The organism is Pedobacter paludis (assembly GCF_003173575.1).
In the GTDB taxonomy this organism is placed as follows: Bacteria; Bacteroidota; Bacteroidia; order Sphingobacteriales; family Sphingobacteriaceae; genus Pedobacter; species Pedobacter paludis.
In genome coordinates this window covers 285,579-309,580 of the sequence record NZ_QGNY01000002.1, presented here as the reverse complement: position 1 = coordinate 309,580, position 24,002 = coordinate 285,579, and the positions used below count along the sequence as shown (strand labels likewise).

The window sequence follows — 24,002 nt, the reverse complement described above, 5'->3', positions numbered from 1 at the left end:
TTATATGGGGAATCGATTTTTCAGAAATATTGCTTTTCTGATTTTTATACTATTTTTTTATCAGGCAAATGCTCAGGATTCAGTTTCAAAAGCTCCTCTTGTTGGCGTTTGGGAATTAACTAACGTTGCCGTTGAGCAAGATGGGGAAGCCGTTAGGCCTCAAAACACCACGCTCAAAGTTTTCGATAGCAATGGCACACTTAGTCAGGTAATCGTGACCGATAAAGGCTCATTTATCCTTCAGAGAGGCAAGTATGAAATTGTAGATAAAACCCATTTTAAAGATATTATTTTAGAAGATAGTAGAAAGAACTCAAACAATTTGGGTAAAAACTATTTGATCGAATACAATTTTACTAATGAAGGAAACAATAAGCTTTTATCCCTAGAAGGTGCTTTGGAAGATGAAAAAGGAGTTAAAACGATGCATTGGAAAGAACTTTGGAGGAAGGTTGACATATTGCCTAATTAAAGGATATTGGGTTGTTCCTTAAAGCATAATAAGAATAACAATTTTCTACTCCAACCTCAATTCTTACCTTTGCCCCATGCGTTTTGATATTATTACCGTTTTACCTGCTTTGCTGGAAAGCCCATTTGCACATTCTATTTTGCAGAGGGCGCAGAAAAAAGGCATTGCCGAAATCGTTGTCCACAATTTAAGAGATTATTCTACCAATAAACAAAAAAGCGTAGATGATTACCAGTATGGAGGCGGGAGCGGTATGGTAATGAGTATTGAGCCATTTGCGGCCTGCATTGAAAAACTTCAGGCAGAACGGGAGTATGATGAAATCATTTTTATGAGTCCGGATGGTGTAACCTTAAATCAAAGTACCGCAAATGAACTTTCGATTAAAAAGAACATCATTATTTTGTGTGGTCATTATAAAGGAATAGATCAGCGCATCCGCGATGTTTTTGTAACGAGAGAGATTTCCGTTGGCGATTATGTTTTGAGTGGCGGAGAACTGCCTGCTGCAATTGTGGTTGATGCTGTGGTTCGGTTAATCCCTGGGGTTCTGAATGATGAAACTTCAGCACTTTCTGATAGTTTTCAGGGCGATTTATTGGATGCGCCTATTTACACTCGGCCTGCAGATTGGCGGGGACATAAAGTTCCGGATGTTTTGTTAAGTGGACACGAGGCTAAAGTGAACGAATGGAGGCACGAACAGGCTTTGGAACGCACTCAGAAACGCCGTCCAGACCTTTTGGAATAGAAGCATTTAGCATAATCGAATGTGGAATTCTAAAAGATTGTGGAAAAAATTAAATTAGACTTTTTTATATCAAAATATTTCCCTAATATTGCAATCCGATTTTCAAGGTAAAGAAAGTCGGTTTAATAGCTTAAAATCATGGATTTAGTAAAATTTGTTGAAGAGCAGGCCATCGCGAAAAAAGATTTTCCTGCGTTCAAGTCTGGCGATACAGTGAGCGTACACTATAAAATTCGCGAAGGTAATAAAGAACGTGTTCAAATTTACCAAGGTGTTGTAATACAACGTAACAGTGCAGGTGCTAACGAAACCTTCACCGTTCGTAAAATGAGCAACGGCGTTGGTGTTGAGCGTATTTTTCCTTTTAATTCTCCAAACATCGAGAAAGTAGAAGTAAATAGCTATGGTAAAGTTCGTAGAGCTAAATTATTCTACTTACGTGCTTTAACTGGTAAAGCTGCTCGTATCAAATCTTTAAGAAAATAATATTCTTTATTATAAGATATAACCTTCACGACTAAATCGTGGAGGTTTTTTTGTTTACATCTTTGCCATATGTTAAATTCTGAATTTTTCGACCAGGTTTTCTGGGGAAACACAGTTAAGGCTTATTTCCTTTTCGGGGGAATACTTTTAGTGGGGCTAATTTTTAGAAGGCTTGTTTCCAAGCTTCTGAGCAAACTTTTATTTACACTTTTTAAAAGTTTTTCCCAGCAATCGCACGATGATACCTTTGTTGGCTTATTGCTAAAGCCGATTGAGGTTTTTATGCTTTTTACCACGCTGTATCTGTCGATAAATCAGTTAACCCACCCCTTAGAGGTTGCTGTATTTCATTACCATAAAATTGTAGGAAAGGTTAAAGAATCCATTCCAGTAACCATTGGCGAATGTATAGATCGTATTTTTCTTTTCTTGATAATCCTTTCCATTTTTTGGATCATTTTACGCATAATCGATTTTATATCGCATGTTTTATTGTTTAAAGCATCGCTAACCGAAAGTAAATCTGACGATCAATTGGTGCCCTTTTTAAAAGAGCTTTTTAAAACGATAGTTGTTTTTATTGGTTTTTTTACACTCTTGGGCTTCGTTTTTGAAGTTAACGTTTTAACATTGATTACAGGTTTAGGCATTGGTGGTATTGCTATTGCGCTCGCGGCCAAAGAAAGCCTCGAAAACTTGTTGGGGTCTTTTACTATTTTCCTGGATAAGCCATTTGTTGTAGGCGACTTGGTAAAGGTTGATGGTGTAGAGGGAACGGTTGAAAAAGTTGGCTTTAGAAGCACATTAATCCGTACAACGGAAAAAACGATGGCTACCATTCCAAATAAGGGAATGATTGATGGTGTTTTGGAAAACATGAGTTTACGAAACTTTAGAAGAGTAAAATTCTCTTTTGGAATTACCTACGAAACCAATGCAGAAACCATTAAAAAAATTGTAGATGAAATTAGAACTTACATTAGAGCCCATGAAGATACAAGCGATGATGGCAATGCGTATTTTGAAGGTTTTGGCGATTCTTCTTTAAATATCGAGGTTATTTATTTTGTTTCGATTACGGCCTACAACGATTACCTATCGATAAAACAGGAAATCAATTTCAAAATTATGGAGATTGTAATGCGAAACAAATCTGATTTTGCTTATCCTACACAAAGATTGATTAGCGATAAAACAACAGCTAGCGATAAAGAAGTAGGGAATGATACAACGGATTAGAAGAACCGATTTTTTGATTTAGAGATTTTCAAAATCAAAGTTCAGAAGTGCATTGATAACCTGAATTTTCCATATTAGTTTGTTTTTTTATGATATTCAGGAGAGCTACGGCGTTTATTTCATGATCTTTCCTGCAAAAAAAAAGAAGCTGAAATAAATCAGCATGACGATGGGGCAAGGCTAGATGTCTATTAATGATTGTTTTCATAAAAAACAATCGAACTCAGATTAATAAGAAATTCTTTTACTCGAAATACCGACCCTCTTCTTAGATGTTCTATGGTGTCTCAGGTGGTGAAAATTAATATAAATTTGCTTCTTGGTTGTAAATCTAGCTTAACTCCGCCAAAGTAGTTATCCCGCCTTTTACAACCTGATTAAGTTCTACATTAACCTTTGTTCCAACCGGAAGAAAAACATCAACTCTAGAGCCGAATTTAATAAAGCCGAACTGTTCTGCTTGCACAACTTGATCGCCCTCTTTTACATACCAAACAATTCTACGGGCTAAGGCGCCAGCAATTTGACGGAACAATACAGGAGTACCATTTTTATGTTCTACAACCGTTGTGGTACGTTCATTTTCTGTCGATGACTTTGGATTCCAGGCCGCAAGATATTTTCCTGGGTGATATTTGAAAAACTTTACAATTCCTGAGATTGGATTGCGGTTAATGTGAACGTTAACAGGCGACATAAAAATAGAAACCTGTAAGCGTTTATCTTTAAAATATTCGCCTTCTTCAGTTTCTTCTATTACTACCACTTTGCCATCTGCCGGGCAAATAACCAGATTTTCTCCCGCAGAGAAATTCCGGGTTGGATTACGGAAAAACTGTAAAACAATTAAAAATAAAGCCGCAGAAAAAATATAAATGAACCAACGTAACCAGGTTACATCATAATATTTGTAATCAACAAAAGCGTTGATGATGAAAATAAACAATATGGTTAAGGCTATAGTGGTGTAGCCCTCTTTATGTATGGTCATTGTGTTAGAAATTATTGGGCAAAGGTGCGAAAAATAAATTAATCCAATCTAATAATTATGCTTCAGTTGCTCGGTAAATATCAGTCAGGTTTCGGCCCAGTCCGTTGTAGTCTAATCCGTAACCCACAACAAATTCGTTCGGTATTTCAAAACCAATATATTCCAGCTCTTCGATTTCGTATTTTAAAGCAGTTGGTTTAAGTAAAAGCGAACTTACCTTAACTGATGCAGGATTTTTCTCTTTAATCGTTTTTAATATATGTGTTAAGGTTAAGCCCGTATCAACAATATCTTCAACAATGATAAGATCTCTACCCTCAATAATATCCGGTAGGCCAATCAGTTCTTTAATTTTTCCGGAGCTTGATGTTCCTTCATATGATGCTACACGCATAAAAGCGATTTCGCAAGGCACATCAATTTCTTTAATTAAATCGGCCATAAATAAGAAACTACCATTTAGCACTCCAATAAATAAAGGACACTTCCCTTCATAATCAACATTCATTTGAATGCCCATCAATCTAATTCTTTTATTGATGGTGTCGTTTTCTAAAAAAATCTCGAATTCTTTATCCTCTACTTTTATTTTGTGCATTTAAAAGACAATTTATATAAATGGTCGATATGTTGTTATCGCTTTTGTTTAAGGGTTTAATCTATTTTGGTGATTGGTTAAAATCACTGCCACCAAGAAAATTATTGATCGATTATAAGTTTTTCTCCAGTTCTTTTTCTTTCTGCCTCTGTTCTCTCCGCTCCTGTCTCAACTGCTTCTTGGTTTTAACTGTATCGCTCGGTTTAACCGTCTGTCTATTTCCGGTATCTTTTTTAGATCCCCCGCCGAAAATCCTATCGAACAAACTTTTGTTTTTGTCTTGCATAATTACAGGAGGCATACCTTCTTCGTCGTCATCAAAAGCTGTTGTATCTATAACGGCTGTATCTGGCGCTAAATATTGGCGTAAACCTTCTCTTAGGCGAACATTATAAAAACCGTAGCCAGAAGTATCCGCAGGCGTTAAGCCTCTTCTTGCCATAATATTTCCCATAAAGCGGAAATAATTAAACATGTAAGGTTTCAAGCTTCCATCTGCCAAAAACTTATACATAGATGCTTTTGGTTTCGGAACAATGCTGGCCAAGAATAATCCATCGCCGATGGTTAAATCTGCAGGTTGTTTTCCAAAATAATATCTAGAGGCCTCACCAATTCCATAAATGTTTTGCCCCAGCTCCATAATGTTGAAGTAAACTTCTAACATTCTTTGTTTGCTTACTAGGTGATTATGCTCAATTAACCAAACAATTAAAATCTCTTCGGCCTTTCGGGCAAGTGTTTTTTGGCGGCTTAAATAAACATTTTTAACCAATTGCATGCTGATGGTACTGCCACCACGTTTAAATTTTTTCTCCTTAAAGTTTACCGCAATAGATTTACGGATTGATTCTTCAACAAAACCATTGTGTGTAAAAAACGAAGGATCTTCTGCCGTTAAAACCGCATTCATAAAGTTTTTGGAAATAGAAGACAAAGGCGTGAAGTTTGGATTTGATGGGCCAATCGTAATGTCTCGCATGGGTTTGCCATACTCGTAAGGCGTATAAACAAATGGACTGTTAATTTTCTGCAAATTGGTTTTGCCCCACTGTATAATTTTAAAATCAACAGGCGTAAGTGTAGAGTTAAAGCGGACGCTATCGGGAATTTTTGTATCTAAATAAAAATTTAAACTATACTTTACTTTTCCCTGAACCTTTAAACCTTCCAACGATTCGAATAATCCCTGCGGAAAGGCATCTAAAACAGCCTGTGCATCTTGCTCGTCGGCATTAAGTTTAAGCTCATAAATTTTATTTTTGCCCAGGGTGTATTTTACGTAAGGGTGGATTTCTGCATTCTTTAAGTAAGCAGTTGAAGTACTGTCCAAAGCAATAAAATTGGGGCCAACCAAAACATCGGCATCAAGCTTTGCACTTTGAACGATAATATCATTACTAGCAATTCTGGCTTGGTTGATCAACATATTTTTTACTGACCAAGAACCAGAAATTTTATAGTCATCTCCACTATAACCCGCATCTTTAAGCTCTGTTTGTAAAGTATCGAAACTCAATTTTGCATGAAGTTTATTATTCAGGTAAGGCAATTCTAGTTTTTTCCCATCTGCATAGGCGCTGAAATTAAGTTTTTTTCTGCCCGGTTTAACCAAACCATCAATATGCCAGGTAGACTCTCCATTATTAACATTGATGGTTGATTTTAAATCGCCACCATCAATTGTTGCTGTAGTTGCGAAATTCAATTTGGCGGTGTCATGGTCGTTAAATTTAAAAACCATGTTTTTCACATCCATATCATCAGGGATTTTATACAAAACCTGATTTAAAATGTTGCTTGCAATTTCTGGTAAATTCGCTTTTCCTTTATTTTCTGTACTGTCTTTTTTCTTTCTTTTTAAAATAAAATCGATGTTGGTTGTAGAATCTTTAAGTACGATACTTACATAGCCATCGTTCAATTTTACTTCTGATAATTTAACGTTGCCAAATAACAGCGGAAATAATTTTACGCCAACACTGAGTTCACCAATGTTAGAAAGTGTATCCCGCTCTTTAGGAACCACAGAGATTGCGGTCATTTTTACGGTGCTTAAACCGGTAAATCCAGCTGAACCGATTTTAACTTCAAGGCCATAATCTTTGTCGGCCTTAGCAATGGCTTTGGCCACCATTTTTTTCAAAAGCGCTTCTCTTTTGCTATATGCAACAGCCCCTAAAGCCATACAAACAATTAAAAATACACCTAAAATCCAGGCGCCAATTTTCAAATATTTTTTAGGGATCTTAATTTTAGGTATACGCATACAGTCGTTAAAATGGTTAATTGCTTAAACGTAACAATTAAATGTTTATTTCGTGTTAAAATTACAGTTAAAAACCCTAAATAAAAGTATTTATGGCTACGTTTTGTTAATTTTGAATTTAAATTAATACGATGCAGATTAGCCCGCAACAAGTTTTCGATGCCCTTAAAAATGTAGAAGATCCGGATCTTAAGAAAGATTTGGTAACCTTAAACATGATTAAGGATTTACAGATAATTGATAATCAGGTAAGTTTTACGCTTGAGCTTACCACACCAGCATGCCCAATGAAGGAAATGCTAAAAAATGCGTGTACCAATGCAGTTAAGCATTTTGTATCGGCCGAAGCTGAAGTATTAATTAATGTAACTTCTAGAGTAACCCAGCCAACCAATTCATCCTCATTAGATAACATCAAAAATATTATTTTGGTTTCATCAGGAAAAGGGGGGGTTGGTAAATCTACCGTGGCAAGTAATCTGGCTGTTGTACTGGCGAAAGATGGTGCTAAAGTTGGGTTAATTGATGCCGATATTTATGGTCCATCCGTACCAACCATGTTCGATTTGGTGGATGCAAAACCCGGTGCCGAAGAAACAGCTGATGGTAAAACGAAAATCCTTCCGATTGAAAAATATGGTATAAAATTGTTGTCTTTAGGCTTTTTTGCAGATCCCGGTCAGCCGGTGCCTTGGCGTGGACCAATGGCATCAAACGCGGTTAAGCAATTATTTAACGATACCAACTGGGGCGAACTCGATTATTTAATTGTCGATCTTCCTCCTGGCACTGGTGATATTCACATTACCATCACACAAAGCTTCCCAATCTCTGGGGCGGTTGTGGTTACAACGCCTCAACAGGTTGCTTTGGCAGATACGCACAAAGGATTGGCTATGTTTAGGATGCCGGGCATCAATATTCCGGTGTTGGGTGTAATCGAAAACATGTCGTATTTTACACCGGCAGAGTTACCAGACAACAAATATTATATTTTCGGAAACGGTGGTGGAAGAAAATTAGCAGAGCGATTTGAAGTTCCATTCTTGGGAGAAATTCCGATTATCCAAAGCATTTCGGAAGCCGGAGATAGCGGAAGACCAGTAGCACTAAATCAAAATCCTCTTTTGGATGTTGTATTTGGAGATATTGCGAGTAAAATTGCTCAGCAGATTTCCATTAATAATGCACAGATGGCAAATTGCTAAAAAATTACTATTTTTATACTTTAAAAAACTGATAATGAATTTAACAGAGCGAGTTGAACAGGCATTGGAAACCATAAGACCATACCTAATGGCAGATGGAGGGAATGTTTCTGTTGAAGAAATTACCACAGAAGGCATCGTTAGATTAAAGCTTTTGGGGAACTGCGGTTCTTGCCCAATGAGTTTTATGACCATGAAATCTGGGATCGAACAAGCCATTATGAAAGCTGTACCCGAAATTACTTCGGTAGTTGCTGTAAACATGGCAGAGCAAGACTAGCTTTAACAATATTTAACAAGGAAGTTTTATTAATAAAATTACTTTTGTCTTAATGAGATATTGCGTTACCCTAATTTTGCTGATTTTTTCTGTAACCGTTTTTGCACAACAAAAGCCGGTTCAGGATAAACTTATCCAATTTTCAGGGATTATAACCGATATGGACAGTACAAACGTAATTCCATACGTTACCATTACCAACCTTTCTGCAAAAAGCAAACGTGTGGGCGCCGATTACAGAGGTTACTTTACCTTTATCGTAAACCCGGGAGATACCATCTTATTTACGGCAATTGGCTACAAAAAATTCTCGACCATAATTCCTAGCAGTACTCCGGATGATAAGTACACCATAATGGTTAAGCTAAAAGCTGAAGTAATTAATCTACCAACTGTAAGGGTTTTTCCGTGGGCCACCACAGAAGAATTTACGCGTGAGTTTTTATCGATGAAACTGGCCGATGATGATATGGCAATAGCCAAGAAAAATCTCTCTCGCTCTTCTATCGACGGTTTAATCCAAACCTTACCGCGTGACGGACAGGAAATTGGAAGTCAGAATTATCGGTATAACTTTGATAGAATGATTAACAAAAACATGGTTCAAACGAATCCATTATTAAACCCTTTTGCTTGGGGTAAATTAATGCAACAGATCTTCGATGGCGATAAAAGCCGGAATGAGAATTAGTAGCTAAATCGTCATTGCGAGGCACGAAGCAATCTTAAAGCGTTGGGTGTTTAGCGATCGTTGTAGGATTGCTTCGTGCCTCGCAATGACGTGAAGACATAAAAAAAGGAAAACGTTTCCATTTTCCCTCTTACATCTTACATCAAGACTTATCTCTTTTTGCTCTTATTCGGAAACCTCATTTTGTAATCTGTTTTGATGTTTCCTTTTGAAATTGCATCCAGCTTACCTTTAAGCATCGTTTTACGTAATACACTTACTTTATCGGTAAAAAGCTTTCCTTCAATATGATCGTATTCGTGCTGAATTACGCGAGCTGGCATTCCATCAACATCATCCGTATGTTCAACCCAGTTTTCATCAAAATATTTTACTTTGATGTTCGGCTTGCGCATAATGTTTTCGCGAATGTCGGGAATACTTAAGCAACCTTCGTTAAAGCTCCATGCCTCACCTGTTTCTTCTATAATCTGTGCATTAATAAATACCCTCTTATAACCTGGTTTTCCATCATCGTCTTCTCCAGTATCAACAATAAATAAACGGATTGGTAGACCAATTTGAGGGGCAGCAAGACCAACGCCGTTTGCATAATACATGGTATCGAACATGTCGCTAATGAGCTGTTTCAATTCTGGGTATTCTTTGTCTATATCGGTTCCAATTTTTTTTAATACCGGATCTCCGTAAGCTACTATAGGTAATTTCATTGTGTAATCTATTTTTATTTAGGCCGTCATTGCGAGGCACGAAGCAATATTAAAGCGCTAGGGTATAGCGATTGTTGTAGGATTGCTTCGTGCCTCGCAATGACGAGTAGTCGAATTGCGAAATCGCAATTGCGACATGCATTATGTTTACAAAAATAAGAATTATTCCAATATCGGGCTGAAAGTAAAAATATTCAGTTTTTCAATATCTAAAACTTCGTTTGCAATTTCGGCAACCTCTTGTGTGGTAACCTGATTAATTTTTTCAAAAACCTTTTCCAACGAATCAATTTTATTATGATCTATTAAGCTTTTAGCCATCGAAATAATTAAGCCAATTCGGTTCTCCTCGCCTAGCGCAATTTGGCCTATAAACTTATTTTTGGCCTTTAGCAATTGCAATTCGTTAAGTGGATGGTCTCTTAATTTTTTGATTTCTTTGAAAATCAGCGATAGGGCTTTTTGTTGTTTTTCTTTATCCGTTCCAAAGTAAATGGAAAAAATTCCGGTATCGCTTAGAGGAGAAAAATTCGATTCGATGGTATAAGCGATTCCATACTTCTCTCTAATTTGAAGGTTTAAAACAGAGCTCATTCCGTTGCCGCCAAAATAGTTATTCAGCAACATTAAACCCGCTTTGTTTTTGCTGTGGGTGGAATAGGTTTGTGTACCTAAAATGCAATGTGCCTGCATAATCGGCTTATAAACCGTGGTGCTGCTTTGAGGTAAAATGGCTGGTTTTATTCTGTTTTGTGCCGGAGAATTTTCCGTAACATCAGCAAAATACTTTGTTCCTTTTTTGGTTACACTGTTAAACGTGTAGTTTCCTAAAACGGCAATTACAATTTCGTTGGTTCTGTAATTTGCCTTTCGAAAATTGATGATATCCTCTCGAGTAAAATTCTGAACGCTTTCTGTGGTACCTAAAATGTTATTTCCTAGAGCATTTCCCGCAAAGAGCATGTCTTCGAAGTCATCATTTATGGCTTCTTCGGGCTGATCTAAATAAGACGCAATCTCATCCAAAATAACGCTCTTTTCCTTATCCATTTCATCTTCAGGAAAGGTAGAATGAAAAATGATATCGTTAAAAAGATCTAAGGTCCTGTCTAAATATGGGTTTAGAAATGAGGCATGAACACAGGTGTATTCTTTGGTTGTGTAAGCATTCAAATCTGCGCCAACACTTTCCAATCGATTTAAAATCTGATTGGTACTTCGTTTTTCGGTACGCTTAAAAATAAGGTGCTCTATAAAGTGTGCCAAGCCGGCTTTATTTTCCGGTTCATCTCTAGAGCCTGTGTTTACAATAATGCAGGCATGAGATATAGCGGAAGCTGAAGGCACATGTAATAAGCGGATGCCGTTTGGCAGGGTATGAACATTGTATTCCATTGAAGGGCAAAGATAAGGCTAATTGCTTACAATGCCTCTGTTTCTGGGTATTGCAATTGTAAATCGGAAATCACTTTATCTTTTGTTGGTCTACTGCGAATTAGGAAAAACAGACTAATGCCCGCAAAAATTAAAAAGAAAGCATTCGTTGTAATTAGAAAACCAACAATGTTTAAAAGTGCACCACCTTCTAAAAGTGCCGAACTTACTAGGAATGCGCTTTGATATTGCGTGATTTTAGAATCTAAACCGTCGGATGAACTAATTTTAGCGATGAACTGGTTTTTCAAAAAGATGCTTATGCCTAATGTTATTAGTCCAATAATTGGAAAAATAGGATTAAACGGAGCTGTATTTTCAAATTTTGCATCAAAGATCATTCTATCTTTATTAAGCAAAATGGTAACCATGGCAAATAAGAACACACCTGAGCAAAGTGCCAGGTGAATAATCTGGAGCGTTTTTAGTTTTGAATTCATGTGGATTTTAATATAAGCTTTAACAACTCCAATCGCCTTGCGCATGGGAGTTGTCAAAGCTAAATTATATTATTTATTGATTCCCTCCAAGGCAAAGAAAAATGCATAACCCAATGCCTCTTCTTTTAAATAATCGAAACGGCCCGATGCACCCCCATGACCAAACTCCATATTGGTTTTTAGAAATAATACATTTTTATCTGTTTTGTTAGCCCTAAGTTTTGCAACCCACTTTGCCGGCTCGAAATACTGAACCTGGCTATCGTGCAAACCGGTTGTCACGAGCATATTTGGATAAGCTTTTTTCTCTACGTTTTCATAAGGCGAGTAACTTTTCATATAATCGTAAGCATCTTTTTTCTTAGGATTTCCCCATTCATCAAACTCATTTGTGGTGAGTGGGATACTTTCATCCAACATGGTATTTACCACATCAACAAAAGGTACATCTGCAATTACACCATTCCATAAATCTGGCGCCAGGTTAACAACTGCCCCCATTAGTAAACCGCCTGCACTACCACCATTCGCATACAAATGGCCTTTACTGGTATATTTTTGATCGATAAGATATTCTCCACAGGCAATAAAATCAGTAAAAGTATTCTTCTTTTTCATCAATTTACCATCTTCGTACCATTGGCGCCCAAGCTCTTGTCCGCCACGAATATTTGCAATGGCAAATATAAATCCACGGTTAAGCAGGCTTAATCTCGGCGTAGAAAAATATACATCAGAATTGGCACCGTAAGAACCGTATCCGTAAAGAAGCAAAGGCGATTTTCCATTCTTTTCAAAGCCCTTTTTGTAGACTAAGGCTATGGGTACTTTAGTTCCATCTTTAGCCGTTGCAAAAACGCGTTCTGTAACATATTCTTTCGGATCATAACCGCCAAGAACCTCTTGTTGCTTCATTAAATGCTGATCACGTTTCTCTAAATTATAATCGTAAATAGAACTCGGCGTAGTTAAAGAGGTATAGGAATACCGCAAAGTTTTACTGTCGTATTCGGGATTGGAGCCTACACCGGCATCGTAAGCAGGCTCATCAAATTTGATGTAATAATCTTTCCCATCTTTTTTTAGTACACGCAATTCCGTTAAGCCGTTTTTACGTTCAGATAAAACAACATAATCCTTAAATTCTTCTACATCTTCCAAAAGCACATCTGTGCGATTTGAAATTACCTCTTTCCAATTTTCTTTTTCGGTTTTATCCAAAGGGCATTCCATCAAACGAAAGTTTTTTGCATTCCAATTGGTGCGGATTAAAAATTTTCCATCAATTGGATAAACATCATAAAGTACATCTTTAGATCGAGGCGAAAATACTTTGAAATTTGCTTCAGGATGGTCTGCATCAAGGATTCTCATTTCAGAAGTTAATGTACCTTCCGATCCGATTAAAATGAATTTGCCGTTTTTGGATTTCGCTACCCCGATATAATTCGTATTGTCTTTCTCATCATAAACAACCACATCGGTTTTGGCATCAGCACCCAAAGTATGTTTTTTAATTTTTTCGCTTAATAAAGTAATGGGATTATTGGCGGTATAGAAAAGTGTTTTATTGTCGTTTGCCCAAACGGCTCGCCCGCTGGTGTTGGTTACTGCATCTTTATACACTTCGCCTGTTTCTAAGTTTTTAATGTTAATGGTATATTGTCTACGAGAAACCTGATCAACACCAAAAGCTAAAAGTTTATTATCAGGACTAATACTAAAACCTGTGGCACTGTAATACGCATGTCCGTTTGCTAAGTCGTCAACATCTAAAAGAATTTCTTCTTTTGCAGTTAAACTGCCCTTTTTGCGACAATATTTAAAGTATTGTTTACCATCTTCCGTTCGGGAATAATAAAAATATCCGTTCTTAAAAACAGGAACCGACTCGTCTTTTTCTTTAATCCTACCTTTCATTTCTGCAAACAGATCTGCCTGAAACTTATCCATTCCCTTCATCATCGTATTTAGATAGTTGTTTTCTGCTTTTAGATAATCCACAACTTTGGTGCTATCCGGTCCTTTTTTAAAGTAATCGATCATCCAATAGTAGTTGTCTACTACGGTATCGCCATGTAAAATTCTTTTATGCGGAATAATTTCTGCCACAGGGGCTTTAGCATCGGGCCATTTATACATTTCCATTTCTTTTTTCTTTGGGTTATTGCATGCCGTTATTGCACTTAGCAAAAATAGGCTAGGTAAAATAAGTTTCATAATAGCGGTTTGGTTGAGGTTGATGCAATTTAACATTTTTTATTGGAGATGTAGGTTTGGAGATGAATGGTATATCTTCATTGCCGTTCAGCTTCAGTTCAACGGAACCTTAATTGCCATTTTGTTAAAAATGCGCCACTCCATGGATATTCATTCGATTTAAAAAAAATAGATGTTAAATTGCCACATCAAATTGTTTTTAGCATAATAATGAAGTTAGGGTACAAAAAAATTGTTGTCAAGGTAGGTTCCAATGTAATTACACAAACCAATGGATTGCCCGATGAGGCAAGAATTAACCATCTTGTTAATCAATTGGCAGAGATAAAAAAACTGGGCATCGAGGTCATTTTGGTTTCATCTGGAGCAGTTGCTTCGGGCAGAAGTTTAATTAAGGTTTCCGAAAAACAGGATGCAGTTACTACTCGTCAGTTATTGGCTTCAATTGGGCAGGTAAAATTGATTAACACCTACTCTAATTTCTTTGCAGCACACGATATAAAATGTGCTCAGGTATTGGTTACCAAAGAAGATTTTCGCGATCGGGCACATTATTTAAACATGAAAAACTGCCTGCAGATTTTGCTGCAGCACGATGTAATTCCGGTGGTAAATGAAAACGATGTGGTTTCTGTAACCGAGCTGATGTTTACAGATAATGATGAACTTGCTGGACTGATTGCTTCGATGTTAAATGCTGATGCATTGATTATCCTATCTAACGTAAATGGAATTTACAACGGCGACCCGAAAGTAGAAGGTTCGGAAGTTATTCAAGAAATTAAGGGTTCGGTTTCCAATCTCGCTTCGTTTATACAAACGGGCAAATCGCAGTTTGGTCGTGGCGGAATGGTAACCAAATCTACCATGGCACAAAAGGTTGCAAAACTGGGTATTACGGTTCACATTGCTAACGGAACAGCCGATGATGTGCTTACAGCTTTACTTAATGATCAATTGATCCATACTCGCTTTGTTCCTGAAAAAACTAAATCGGGTAAAAAGAAATGGATTGCACATTCAGAAACGTCGGCAACTGGGATTGTTCAGCTAAACGACGGTGCCAAAAGCGTTTTAACTTCTGGCAAAGCAACAAGTTTACTTCCCGTTGGAATTATTGCCATCCAATCTGATTTTTTAAAAGGCGATATCATTAAAATTGTAGATGAAAAGAATAATCTAATTGGCTTAGGCATTGCAGAATATGGCTCTGATAAGGCCAAAGAAAGAATAGGACAGAAAAAACAGAAACCTTTAGTGCATTACGATTATTTTTACTCAGCAATTTAATGTTTAACCGCAAAGAACACAAAGAGTAGGCGCAGAGAAAGCAAAGTTAATATAAGCGCTAAATTTTGCTTTGCTCTGCGAAAAACTTAGTGCACTTTGCGGTTAATTAAAATAAAAATGAACTACAATCAATACTTCGAAAAAGCAAAACAAGCTAGTCGCACCATGACAAGCATTTCTAAAGAAACAACCAATGCTGTTTTAACAGATCTGGCTGATGCTTTGATTTTTCACGTTGAAGAAATTCTGGTCGAGAACGCGAAAGATTTAGCTAAAATGCCTGCCGAAGACCCGAAATACGATCGATTAAAACTGACCAAAGAGCGCATTGCCGATATTGCAAACGATGTTAAAAACGTAGTTAATTTAATTAGCCCATTAGGTGAAATTCTTTCGGATAAAACTTTAGAAAATAAACTTCAAATTCAAAAAATTCGTGTTCCGCTTGGTGTTGTTGGTGTAATTTATGAGGCACGTCCAAACGTTACGGCAGATGTATTTTCGCTTTGCTTTAAAACAGGAAATGTTGCCGTTTTAAAGGGCGGGAGCGATGCAGAATTTTCGAATCTAGCCATTGCAAAAATTATTCACCAAGTTTTAAATAAGCATCACATTAATGAAGATGTTTTAACTTTATTGCCTGCAGAAAGACCTGCAACCGAAGCTTTGCTAAATGCAAGGGGATTTGTAGATGTACTGATTCCTCGTGGAAGCCAATCGTTAATTAATTACGTTCGAGAGAATAGCAAAATCCCTGTTATTGAAACCGGGGCTGGAATTGTACACACTTATTTTGATGAATCGGGAGATTTAGAGAAAGGCAAAGCCATTATTTTTAATGCAAAAACCAGAAGAGTAAGTGTTTGTAACTCTTTGGATTGCGTATTAATTAACGAAAATAGATTGGATGATTTAGCCGAACTGCTCTCGCCTTTGGCAGATGGGCATGTTGAGCTTTTTGCGGATGAGAAAAGCTATAATCTTTTAAAGGCTTCATATCCAACGGAACTTTTAAATCTGGCAAGAGAAGAACATTTCGGAACAGAATTTTTATCATTAAAACTGGCCGTTAAAGTAGTTGAACATTTAGATGAGGCCCTAAATCACATCGCCAGTTACAGTTCCAAACATAGTGAAGCCATTATTTCTGAAAATCCCGAAAACATTGCCAGATTTTTAAATGAAGTAGATGCAGCTGCGGTTTATGCCAATGTATCAACAGGATTTACCGATGGTGCTCAATTTGGTTTGGGTGCAGAAATTGGTATCAGCACACAAAAACTCCATGCCCGTGGGCCAATGGGATTGGAGGAATTAACCAGTTATAAATGGGTAGTTAGAGGTGATGGACAAGTAAGGAAATAGTTTCATTCGATGTCATTCTGAACGCAATTATGAAATTAGAGTGGTTTGCCCAATAAACTAATGACAAATGAACCATTAAACCAATTAAATCTCAAACACCTCACCCCTTTCTGGAGCAACTACATCAAAACCTTCTTCATGTAAAGCTTCGGCTAAACTCTTCAAACTCTTGTCTTCACCATGCACAAGAAAAACCTTTTTAGGTCGGCCAGTTTGCTTTACTGTTCTTACTAAATCATCATGATCTCCATGGCCGCTTAGCAAATCGGTTTGGCGAATGGTTGCATAAACCATCATCTCGCGATCCTTAATTCTTACAATTGGAGCGCCGCTTAATAATTTATAACCCAGTGTACCCTTTGCACAATAGCCAATAAACAATAGCGTGCAATAGTAATTCTGAATATTGTAATACAAGTGGTCTTGAATTCTACCACCTTCTAACATTCCGGCAGAAGAAATAATAATGCAGGGATCGAAATAATTGGAAACATCCTTACTCTCTTTCATGGTTTGAACATAAGCCAAATGCTCAAATTCAAATTCATCGCCCATGGTTTTGTAAAAATCTTTAGCCTCCTGATTTACCAGATTATGGTGTTTTCTATAAACATCTGTTGCTTGTATCGCCATTGGGCTATCAACAAAAATCTGTACGGGAGGTAAAAGTTTTTTGGTAAAAATCTGATTTAATGCAAAAACCAGAGACTGTGTTCTCCCAATACTAAAGGCAGGAATAATCAATCGGCCAGGGCTTTTAATACAAGCTTCAGTAATTTCTTTAACCAAGCGCTCTTCTAGGGTTTGGTCTTTGGTATGGTAACGACCTCCATAGGTAGATTCGCAGACAAAATAATCTACCTCGGGGATTGGTTCTGGCTTAACCAAAACCGGATAATTCTCTCTGCCAATATCGCCAGAGAATGCAATTTTCTTTTCTTCGCCGTTATCATTAACGGTTAAAACAGCCGCTGCGGCACCCAATAAATGGCCAACAGGAATAAACGTTAAGCTGATATCGCCATTAATGCGGAAAGGCTTGTTGAAAGCAATGGTTACAAAACGATCTATCGTATCCATTACATGTTTATGCAGGTACAAAGGTTTTGGCCCACTAAAATTACCCCGTTTGGTACGAGGCTTGCGGCCTTGTTTTCGTAAAAAAAGCTCTACAGAATCGAATAATAATATGGCCGTTAAATCTGCAGTTGGCGATGTGCAAAGCACCTGTCCATCAAAACCCAAGCGAACAAGCGTTGGTAAATTGCCGGAGTGATCGATATGTGCATGTGTTAAAATAACCAGATTTATACTCGCCGGATCAAATGGAAATTGTTGGTTTTCTTCTTGATAAGTATCCTTTTCGTAATCTAATCCGCAATCAATCAAGATTTTATAATGTCCAACTTCTAGCAGGTGCATACTTCCTGTTACCTGTTGCGCAGCGCCCCAAAACGTTAACTTCATCTTTCTTTCTGTAGGGTAAATTGTTTTGTGTAAAGTAGTATAAATGATGGAATTTTTAAACAACAAGAAGTAATTTTTTAATTAGCAAAAGGCATCGTATTTAAGCGGTTTAAAAGTTTATATTTTGATTTTGCTTTTTTTTTGGAAAGCAGTTGCAGTGGTTTTTAGGTTTAATCAGTCCCGCCTTTTGTTTCAAATCCGCACCTCGTTCCTCGGTTTGCGTGTTTTCCACTTCAGTCGGGTTTAGGCGGGCAGTACAATACTGATATTTTCGAAAATCCCAGTAGCCAAGATCTTAAAACGTTGTGATTAAACCAGACAGTAGCGAGCACGTAGTGTTAACCTTTTTTGGGTTAACAACGAAGTAAAGCGAATGGCGGGACTATAAACCGCCATGAAAACCGAAGCATTCATTTCCAAATCATTAAACATGAAATGATATTCATATTTTAAAGCCCTATCTTTGCAGAAAAACATTAAGCATGCAAGAGCCATTTGATATAGAAATAGGACCGATAAATTATTCGGTTTTTCCTGAGGGAAATGATTCGTATACCATTTTTAAAGACGGTAGAGAGTATATTCAAATTCAGAAAGATACCTCCTCTATTTGGTTAAAGATGGATTACAAAACCGAACTTCCAATTTTTGAGGAAGACGAAGAAGTAAATGCAATTGGACAGGCGATAGAAAATTATGTGCCAGAAGAAGATGACGAAGAAGAAGAATTATAGCGCATAAAAAAAGTCCCGATTTTAAATCGAGACTTTTTGCTTTAAATGAATTACCTCGTGCAGTTTGCCGTCCAGGTTTCGCCACCTTTAGAAACCAGCATTTTCAGTGTACTTGCATCAATGCTAATTCCGGTTAATCCAGAACCAATACTCACATAACTGTTATCGCCTGTTTTTTCGAATTTAACTCCGGTAATATCAGGGATATTGTTTCCGAAGTAAAAATTATACGTTTCGCCAACTTTGCTTACAGTAACCTTACCGTCTGAACTGTTAATTGTGGTTTCGCCGTTTCGGTAAGAAACTGTTCCGTTATACGTACCCACAAAGAAATCTTTATCTGCTGGGTCTGTATCTTTTTTACAAGATACCATTACGGTTAATGCTATTAAAAGCATGCTAAAAATTTGGATTGTCTTTTTCATCTCTTTCACTTTTTTATTTTTCAAATAGGTTATAATGTAACAGCCTATTGACAATGACTATGCCAAAAGAACTTTGCCTGGGGCTAATTTGATGCGAAAACCGACTATAAAATATTTTTATTAATGATTCTAAAGCATTGAAAAGCAATGCTTTGAATTTAATTTGATATATTTTTTGAAATTTTAATATCTGTTAGATTTGGATAAGGACTTTAATTTTAAAACTGTTTAGTTTAGCAGAAGGATTAGATAGCTTAATTATTGAACCCATATAAAAACAGCTAAATAATGAAGTAGCGCAGACCTCAAAAAAAGAAGATAATTCTATTTTTTTTTCTATTTTGCAGATGGGGAAATCAAATTTTAAATGGCTGAGAAAAAAATAGAAGAAATGAGCAACGAGGAGTTGCTAAAAAATGAGAAAACGATAAGTGCTGTAACTTACACGCTTGCAGGTATGTTATTGTTGTTATTTGGTTTAGGCATTTTTTTAACCTTTAAAAAAGGTTTTACGGCCTTAACGGTTGTTCCAATTGCGTTATTGCCCATTGTGATTATTAATTTCAGCAACATCAAAAAAATAAAGGCAGAAAGAAAATTAAGAAACTTATAGTTACTCTTTTGTATAATTTGATGCTCTACTTATATTAACTGACTCGCCTAAATACTGGGGTTTCCTATTCCGCCAAACATCAAAAACCGATTTTGTAATGGCTAAATATTCTCGGAAAGAAACGTATTTGTAGCCCTGATAAGTGCCTTTATCTGCCGAAAAACCGTAACATTTTATGCCAAGTTTGTTGCCGATGTAAACACATCTATTTAGATGATATTTCTGGGAAACTAGAATCGCAGTATCAACTTTAAAAATTTCCTTTGCCCTGAACATGGTCGAATAGCTATCAAAGCCAGCGTAATCGATGTATATCTTTGTGGTATCTACACCATTTTCGTAACAGTATAGTTTCATCACCTTTAGTTCATCATGTTCATCTCTGCCATTATCGCCTGATAATAATAACTTCTCGACTTTGTTATTTTTATAAAGTAAAATGCCTGCATCAAGTCTGTCTTTTAAGTATTTACTAGGTTTATTGCCATTTATCCCTGCGCCGAAAATAATGGCCACTTTTACTTTCGGAGCATCTTTTACCGAAGAAAATATCAAGCTCTTTGTTTTGGATTTTACAACGTAATTTGTGGCTAAAACAGTGACAATACCAATTAAAATTAATAGGCAAATTGCCTTTAAGAGTCGTTTTGGATTTTTCATTTATTTATATGCTATGCCATTGTATTTCAATTTTTTCGTCGTGCGTTTTGTCGATTTTTTTTCAATACAGTCTTCTTTTACTGGAATATTTTTTGTGTACACAGTAGTTTCTTTAATGCTTAGGTTTTTAAAACCATTTGTTTTATTGGCATCCATATCGATAACAGCTTCCATACTTTCAAATTCACCGGCACAATTCATATCCCATTCTCCATGAGCATCTGATAGGGTATAGTTTTTTAAAACCCTTTTTAAAGATTTTTTTTCTACAATAAATAGAGATAAATCTGTTTGGCTAAACGGATTTGGCCGACTGCTTCCTGTATAACTAACCCTAATGCCAAAGGCACGGGTTTCGTTATTTAGATTGTACAATCCTGTATCTATAATTATGCTTGATAAAACCACTGCATCTGATGTCCAAGCATTTTCCTCATAATATTTATAAAGAATTTTACCTGTAGAATTATCAGCAAGGATAACGTAAGCATCTAAATCGAACGAACTATTTCCATATTCATCTTTCTCGATTTTTCTATATTTGGGAATTACCATTACAGTTTGCGATTTAGAATATGGCAATACCTTTTCGGCATATAATTCTTCATTAATATCCTTTTCTTTTAAGCCAAGCTGATTCAATACTTTCATCATTAACACCTTGTTTTCTAGCTTTCTGTTTTGAGCAGGAAAAGCATTATTAACTAAAAAAAGCAACCCAAGAATAAAGAGAATTTTGCGCATAAGTGGATTCAATTACATTTTAAAGTAAAAAAAAGAGATGCTAAAAGGATTAGAATATTCATAATGGAAACAATAAAGGCCATGTTTCTTAAATCTGCAAGTCCTTTTTTTCGAAACTTATTAAATTCAAAAAAAATGAATACGCCATAAAATAGGCAAAAACAAAATGTTAACTGCAAGAATAAGTTAAGTGCTCCTACAAATGAAAACTGATCTTCCCGAATATATTCTGGCAATAAGTAGTCGGCAAAATTGTAAAAAATTAGAATTGCAAATGCTAAAATCAGTAATCTGATTATACAATAAGTTCCTGCCCTTAATTTTGAATTTTGTACGTTCATTGATTATTTCACCCCGTTTACATCAAAAGCCTTGATCACAATATCTTTAGGATTGCTGTTTTCAAAAAGGACCGTTCCAATTTTATACTTCTTGGTTTTGGTTTCGCTAGGCATATCTTCTTTCATTGTATTGGTATTAGTTTCTTTGTAAATTCCCTTCAAAATATCCAAATCTAATTCAGTATGTCCGCCAGCTCCCATGCTGTAGCTGTTTATATTTATCAGCATCAATTTATTATCGATGTACTTATAGCTGCTAAATAGATTTCCGGATGGGCCGACGCCATACATTTGAAATGTTAAAGTGCCTAGGCTATCTATGTCAACATCTTCAGTTTCGTAAATTTGATAACCATCTGCTGTATATTTTGGCTCAACTGCAGCGAAAGATTTTTGATCGAGTTTATATGTGTTATCCTGTTGCTTTAACAGAATTAACGTAACCCTTTTGTCGGTTGTATCCGTTTTATTGATCAATACAATAACTTTATCCTTTAAATTATCATGATTTAAATCGCCCTCTGTTTCCAAATCTATTTTGTAATTGTTGGGTACAAAATGCTGTGCATCTACACCTGTAGAAGGAAATTTTGGATCGCCTGTTTCTATAGTTTTTGATCCATTTAATAAAGCAGAATCGGTTTTAACAACTGTTGTAGTTTCTGCGTTGGCTGATTGCTTTTTCTCGTTTCTACAAGCCGAAACAATCATTATTATAGCGAATAAAAGAATTGTTATTTGTGTTTTCATTTTATTTCTTTAAAAATTCATCTTCATTTTTGATGCTGTTAAATTCTTTTTTATCCTCATTCCATAAATAGGCTAGGTAATAAACTTTTGTAGATTCTGGCTTTTCTTTGCAGATGCTGGATATAAATAGCCGACTGTTTGTTTTGCATATGGCTCTATCTTCGGCAAATGAGCAGGAGTTTTCTTCGCCTAGTGGCAAATCGTAAATTTTTCCATCTCTTACATCTACCATGAAGCCCATTATACAGCTTGCGCCACATCCAAATCTTGCCAAAACATAATTTCCCGCAAAACTGACTTCATTTGATGTATAGGCCTCTGTAATTCGTGTTTTAAAATCTTTTGCCTCTGGATAGCTCGACCAATCGATAGGCGCTTTAACTGTGCTTGGTTTTGCATCAAGGGCAAATTTTTCGAAATTAACACTATCAGCATGATAAATCTCTTCGTTATTATTTGAGTCTGAAGGATCAATTGTCGAAGTATCTTTAACTATTGTTGTACTGGTGATAACGGTATCTTTTTTTAAAGAATCATTTAATGGGTGATCGAGTTTAGACTTGTTTTTGCAACCGAATACACACAGTGTAAGTATGATTATGGCTTTATTGATTTTCATGTTTTGAGAATTATGGTAATGATGGTTAATAGTAAAAATATTTCTTTGAGTTCGGAATTTTGATCTCTGTTTTGCCTGCAGTAAATCCATCCATTTTTGGAATTGATTTGAATGGGTATTTAAATTTTAATTGGCTGTCTTTGGGGATGGGCGTATTATCATCACAATCGCCAAAAGTATAATCTACAAAGACCTGCTTGGTCGAAAAATTAATGTCGTATTTAAAATCGAAATCGCAGGTATCATAATCATTATAGCAGGAACCTATAACATACCAATCTCCATTTTGATAGCGAAAAATATTACGATTGGTACTGTAATGCCTAGAATTATGTTGAAACGTTTGCGCTATAATTATCCTGTTATTTTTAATATTTAGAGATAGATTTACGCCTTCATCCAGGCAAAAACCACAATCATTACTATTCCAAAGAACCGACGAATTTTGTTTCCAAAGCTTGAGTGAACCGCCAAAAATTTTATAGATGCATAATTCTCTTTTAAACCCTATGCTGTCGTTTTTCTTATTGGTATTATAGGCTATAACCACTTCATTTATTCCATCCTGATCTAAGTCGCCGGTTGCTTCTAAAATTTTTGTATAACCCACAGGCGCAACAAGCTTTTTCGATATTTGGGCAGAAGTATTTAAAGAGAAAAATAAGATGAGCACAGGAAGTAGTTTCATTACGGCTTTCAGTATTTAGTTAATCAAAATTATTTATTGCGATAAATATTTCTACCATCGCATCTTCTGGATTCTGGGATTTTTCATCATACACCTCGAAATCGGCAGTGTAAGCCCTATTCAAATCCATAGTCCAAATTTTTTCCCATTCTTGGTATACCACGCCCTGCATTAAATTCCCTTTCGCTTCAAATTTTTGGTACAAACCGGCATCAATTTTTTTACCGACCATTCCCTCTGGAATTTCATCTAAATTTTTTACTTCACAACCAAGTATTGTGGTGTACGGCTTTGTATAATCGAGTTCGTAATCGGTGTAAATGCCATAAACCGTAGTTGATGTTTTATTCGGGATCTTCGCTAAAATATTATCTGTCATAAATGTTGTCCACATGGCCTGAATATCTTTTCCAGCTTGTCCATTTTCGTTAGTGGTTCTAACAGCAATACCGATTACGTAAAATGATTTTAGTTGTAGCATATTCTTATATGTTTTTTTTCATAAAAGTAGTTTGGT

Annotated in this window: 26 protein-coding genes; 11 read left to right on the top strand and 15 right to left on the bottom strand. The window is 36.2% G+C overall.

Annotated elements, in window-relative coordinates; genetic code table 11:
* Nucleotides 1–4 precede the first annotated feature (4 nt).
* The 4 genes from DF947_RS05885 to DF947_RS05870 all read left to right on the top strand — a co-directional run bounded on the left by DF947_RS05885 (nucleotide 5) and on the right by DF947_RS05870 (nucleotide 2,948).
* Nucleotides 5–472 (top strand): DUF4488 domain-containing protein, encoded by a 468-nt coding sequence (locus DF947_RS05885; protein WP_109928774.1) that lies wholly within the window; start codon nucleotides 5–7, stop codon nucleotides 470–472.
* A 76-nt stretch (nucleotides 473–548) separates the two neighbouring features.
* Nucleotides 549–1,223 (top strand): tRNA (guanosine(37)-N1)-methyltransferase TrmD, encoded by a 675-nt coding sequence (gene trmD / locus DF947_RS05880; RefSeq protein ID WP_109928773.1) that lies wholly within the window; start codon nucleotides 549–551, stop codon nucleotides 1,221–1,223.
* Between the two features lie 138 nt (nucleotides 1,224–1,361).
* On the top strand, nucleotides 1,362–1,709 hold the full coding sequence (gene rplS, locus DF947_RS05875) for a 50S ribosomal protein L19 (protein WP_039474107.1): 348 nt from the start codon (nucleotides 1,362–1,364) through the stop codon (nucleotides 1,707–1,709).
* Nucleotides 1,710–1,778: 69 nt separating this feature from the next.
* On the top strand, nucleotides 1,779–2,948 hold the full coding sequence (locus DF947_RS05870) for a mechanosensitive ion channel family protein (RefSeq protein WP_109928772.1): 1,170 nt from the start codon (nucleotides 1,779–1,781) through the stop codon (nucleotides 2,946–2,948).
* Between the two features lie 331 nt (nucleotides 2,949–3,279).
* On the opposite strand, the gene DF947_RS05865 is transcribed toward DF947_RS05870, so the two are convergent.
* The 3 genes from DF947_RS05865 to DF947_RS05855 all read right to left on the bottom strand — a co-directional run bounded on the left by DF947_RS05865 (nucleotide 3,280) and on the right by DF947_RS05855 (nucleotide 6,806).
* Nucleotides 3,280–3,939, bottom strand: a complete 660-nt coding sequence (locus DF947_RS05865) for a phosphatidylserine decarboxylase family protein (RefSeq protein ID WP_109928771.1) — start codon at nucleotides 3,937–3,939, stop codon at nucleotides 3,280–3,282.
* 55 nt (nucleotides 3,940–3,994) lie between these two features.
* On the bottom strand, nucleotides 3,995–4,537 hold the full coding sequence (hpt, locus tag DF947_RS05860) for a hypoxanthine phosphoribosyltransferase (protein WP_109928770.1): 543 nt from the start codon (nucleotides 4,535–4,537) through the stop codon (nucleotides 3,995–3,997).
* Nucleotides 4,538–4,649: 112 nt separating this feature from the next.
* Nucleotides 4,650–6,806, bottom strand: coding sequence for a transglycosylase domain-containing protein (locus DF947_RS05855; protein ID WP_109928769.1), 2,157 nt, complete (start codon nucleotides 6,804–6,806; stop codon nucleotides 4,650–4,652).
* A 131-nt stretch (nucleotides 6,807–6,937) separates the two neighbouring features.
* Between DF947_RS05855 and DF947_RS05850 the strand changes: the two genes are divergently transcribed.
* Genes DF947_RS05850 through DF947_RS05840 form a run of 3 tightly spaced genes read left to right on the top strand, consistent with a single transcriptional unit; the run spans nucleotide 6,938 to nucleotide 8,985 of the window.
* Nucleotides 6,938–8,014 carry an Mrp/NBP35 family ATP-binding protein gene (locus tag DF947_RS05850; protein ID WP_109928768.1) on the top strand — a complete coding sequence of 359 codons (1,077 nt, stop codon included), beginning with the start codon at nucleotides 6,938–6,940 and terminating at the stop codon, nucleotides 8,012–8,014.
* A gap of 34 nt (nucleotides 8,015–8,048) precedes the next feature.
* On the top strand, nucleotides 8,049–8,294 hold the full coding sequence (locus DF947_RS05845; protein ID WP_109929200.1) for a NifU family protein: 246 nt from the start codon (nucleotides 8,049–8,051) through the stop codon (nucleotides 8,292–8,294).
* 52 nt (nucleotides 8,295–8,346) lie between these two features.
* Nucleotides 8,347–8,985, top strand: a complete 639-nt coding sequence (locus tag DF947_RS05840) for a peptidase associated/transthyretin-like domain-containing protein (RefSeq protein ID WP_109928767.1) — start codon at nucleotides 8,347–8,349, stop codon at nucleotides 8,983–8,985.
* Between the two features lie 149 nt (nucleotides 8,986–9,134).
* On the opposite strand, the gene def is transcribed toward DF947_RS05840, so the two are convergent.
* From def to DF947_RS05820, 4 genes are all read right to left on the bottom strand, one after another.
* Nucleotides 9,135–9,695 carry a peptide deformylase gene (gene def, locus DF947_RS05835; RefSeq protein ID WP_109928766.1) on the bottom strand — a complete coding sequence of 187 codons (561 nt, stop codon included), beginning with the start codon at nucleotides 9,693–9,695 and terminating at the stop codon, nucleotides 9,135–9,137.
* Nucleotides 9,696–9,857: 162 nt separating this feature from the next.
* Nucleotides 9,858–11,090 (bottom strand): M16 family metallopeptidase, encoded by a 1,233-nt coding sequence (locus DF947_RS05830; protein ID WP_109928765.1) that lies wholly within the window; start codon nucleotides 11,088–11,090, stop codon nucleotides 9,858–9,860.
* Nucleotides 11,091–11,116: 26 nt separating this feature from the next.
* The gene (locus DF947_RS05825) at nucleotides 11,117–11,614 is read right to left on the bottom strand and encodes a hypothetical protein (protein WP_109928764.1); all 498 of its coding nucleotides are present in this window, start codon (nucleotides 11,612–11,614) and stop codon (nucleotides 11,117–11,119) included.
* Nucleotides 11,615–11,638: 24 nt separating this feature from the next.
* On the bottom strand, nucleotides 11,639–13,789 hold the full coding sequence (locus DF947_RS05820; RefSeq protein ID WP_109928763.1) for a S9 family peptidase: 2,151 nt from the start codon (nucleotides 13,787–13,789) through the stop codon (nucleotides 11,639–11,641).
* A gap of 210 nt (nucleotides 13,790–13,999) precedes the next feature.
* Here DF947_RS05820 and proB point away from each other — a divergent pair, with 210 nt between their 5' ends.
* On the top strand, nucleotides 14,000–15,079 hold the full coding sequence (proB, locus tag DF947_RS05815) for a glutamate 5-kinase (RefSeq protein ID WP_109929199.1): 1,080 nt from the start codon (nucleotides 14,000–14,002) through the stop codon (nucleotides 15,077–15,079).
* A gap of 117 nt (nucleotides 15,080–15,196) precedes the next feature.
* A complete protein-coding gene (locus tag DF947_RS05810; protein WP_109928762.1) occupies nucleotides 15,197–16,444 on the top strand; it encodes a glutamate-5-semialdehyde dehydrogenase in 1,248 nt (415 codons plus the stop codon).
* Nucleotides 16,445–16,528: 84 nt separating this feature from the next.
* Here the strand turns inward: DF947_RS05810 and DF947_RS05805 are convergent, their stop codons facing one another.
* Nucleotides 16,529–17,911 carry an MBL fold metallo-hydrolase RNA specificity domain-containing protein gene (locus tag DF947_RS05805; protein WP_109929198.1) on the bottom strand — a complete coding sequence of 461 codons (1,383 nt, stop codon included), beginning with the start codon at nucleotides 17,909–17,911 and terminating at the stop codon, nucleotides 16,529–16,531.
* Between the two features lie 482 nt (nucleotides 17,912–18,393).
* Between DF947_RS05805 and DF947_RS05800 the strand changes: the two genes are divergently transcribed.
* Entirely contained in the window at nucleotides 18,394–18,645 is a 252-nt protein-coding gene (locus DF947_RS05800) for a hypothetical protein (protein WP_109928761.1), read from the top strand.
* Nucleotides 18,646–18,695: 50 nt separating this feature from the next.
* Here the strand turns inward: DF947_RS05800 and DF947_RS05795 are convergent, their stop codons facing one another.
* Entirely contained in the window at nucleotides 18,696–19,070 is a 375-nt protein-coding gene (locus DF947_RS05795; protein ID WP_109928760.1) for a hypothetical protein, read from the bottom strand.
* Nucleotides 19,071–19,437: 367 nt separating this feature from the next.
* Here DF947_RS05795 and DF947_RS05790 point away from each other — a divergent pair, with 367 nt between their 5' ends.
* Nucleotides 19,438–19,683: a redox-active disulfide protein 2 gene (locus DF947_RS05790; RefSeq protein WP_109928759.1), complete on the top strand. Its 246-nt coding sequence runs from the start codon at nucleotides 19,438–19,440 to the stop codon at nucleotides 19,681–19,683.
* Here DF947_RS05790 and DF947_RS05785 read toward each other — a convergent pair whose 3' ends face one another.
* From DF947_RS05785 to DF947_RS05755, 6 genes are all read right to left on the bottom strand, one after another.
* Complete coding sequence (locus tag DF947_RS05785) at nucleotides 19,684–20,343, bottom strand: SanA/YdcF family protein (RefSeq protein WP_109928758.1); 660 nt, start codon at nucleotides 20,341–20,343, stop codon at nucleotides 19,684–19,686.
* Entirely contained in the window at nucleotides 20,344–21,087 is a 744-nt protein-coding gene (locus DF947_RS05780; RefSeq protein ID WP_205940746.1) for a PA3715 family protein, read from the bottom strand. It abuts the gene before it with no gap.
* 344 nt (nucleotides 21,088–21,431) lie between these two features.
* Nucleotides 21,432–22,178: a hypothetical protein gene (locus tag DF947_RS05770; RefSeq protein WP_109928756.1), complete on the bottom strand. Its 747-nt coding sequence runs from the start codon at nucleotides 22,176–22,178 to the stop codon at nucleotides 21,432–21,434.
* A 1-nt stretch (nucleotide 22,179) separates the two neighbouring features.
* On the bottom strand, nucleotides 22,180–22,797 hold the full coding sequence (locus DF947_RS05765; protein ID WP_109928755.1) for a hypothetical protein: 618 nt from the start codon (nucleotides 22,795–22,797) through the stop codon (nucleotides 22,180–22,182).
* Nucleotides 22,798–22,822: 25 nt separating this feature from the next.
* Entirely contained in the window at nucleotides 22,823–23,485 is a 663-nt protein-coding gene (locus tag DF947_RS05760; protein ID WP_109928754.1) for a hypothetical protein, read from the bottom strand.
* Between the two features lie 19 nt (nucleotides 23,486–23,504).
* Nucleotides 23,505–23,966 carry a GyrI-like domain-containing protein gene (locus tag DF947_RS05755; RefSeq protein ID WP_109928753.1) on the bottom strand — a complete coding sequence of 154 codons (462 nt, stop codon included), beginning with the start codon at nucleotides 23,964–23,966 and terminating at the stop codon, nucleotides 23,505–23,507.
* Nucleotides 23,967–24,002: the final 36 nt, after the last annotated feature.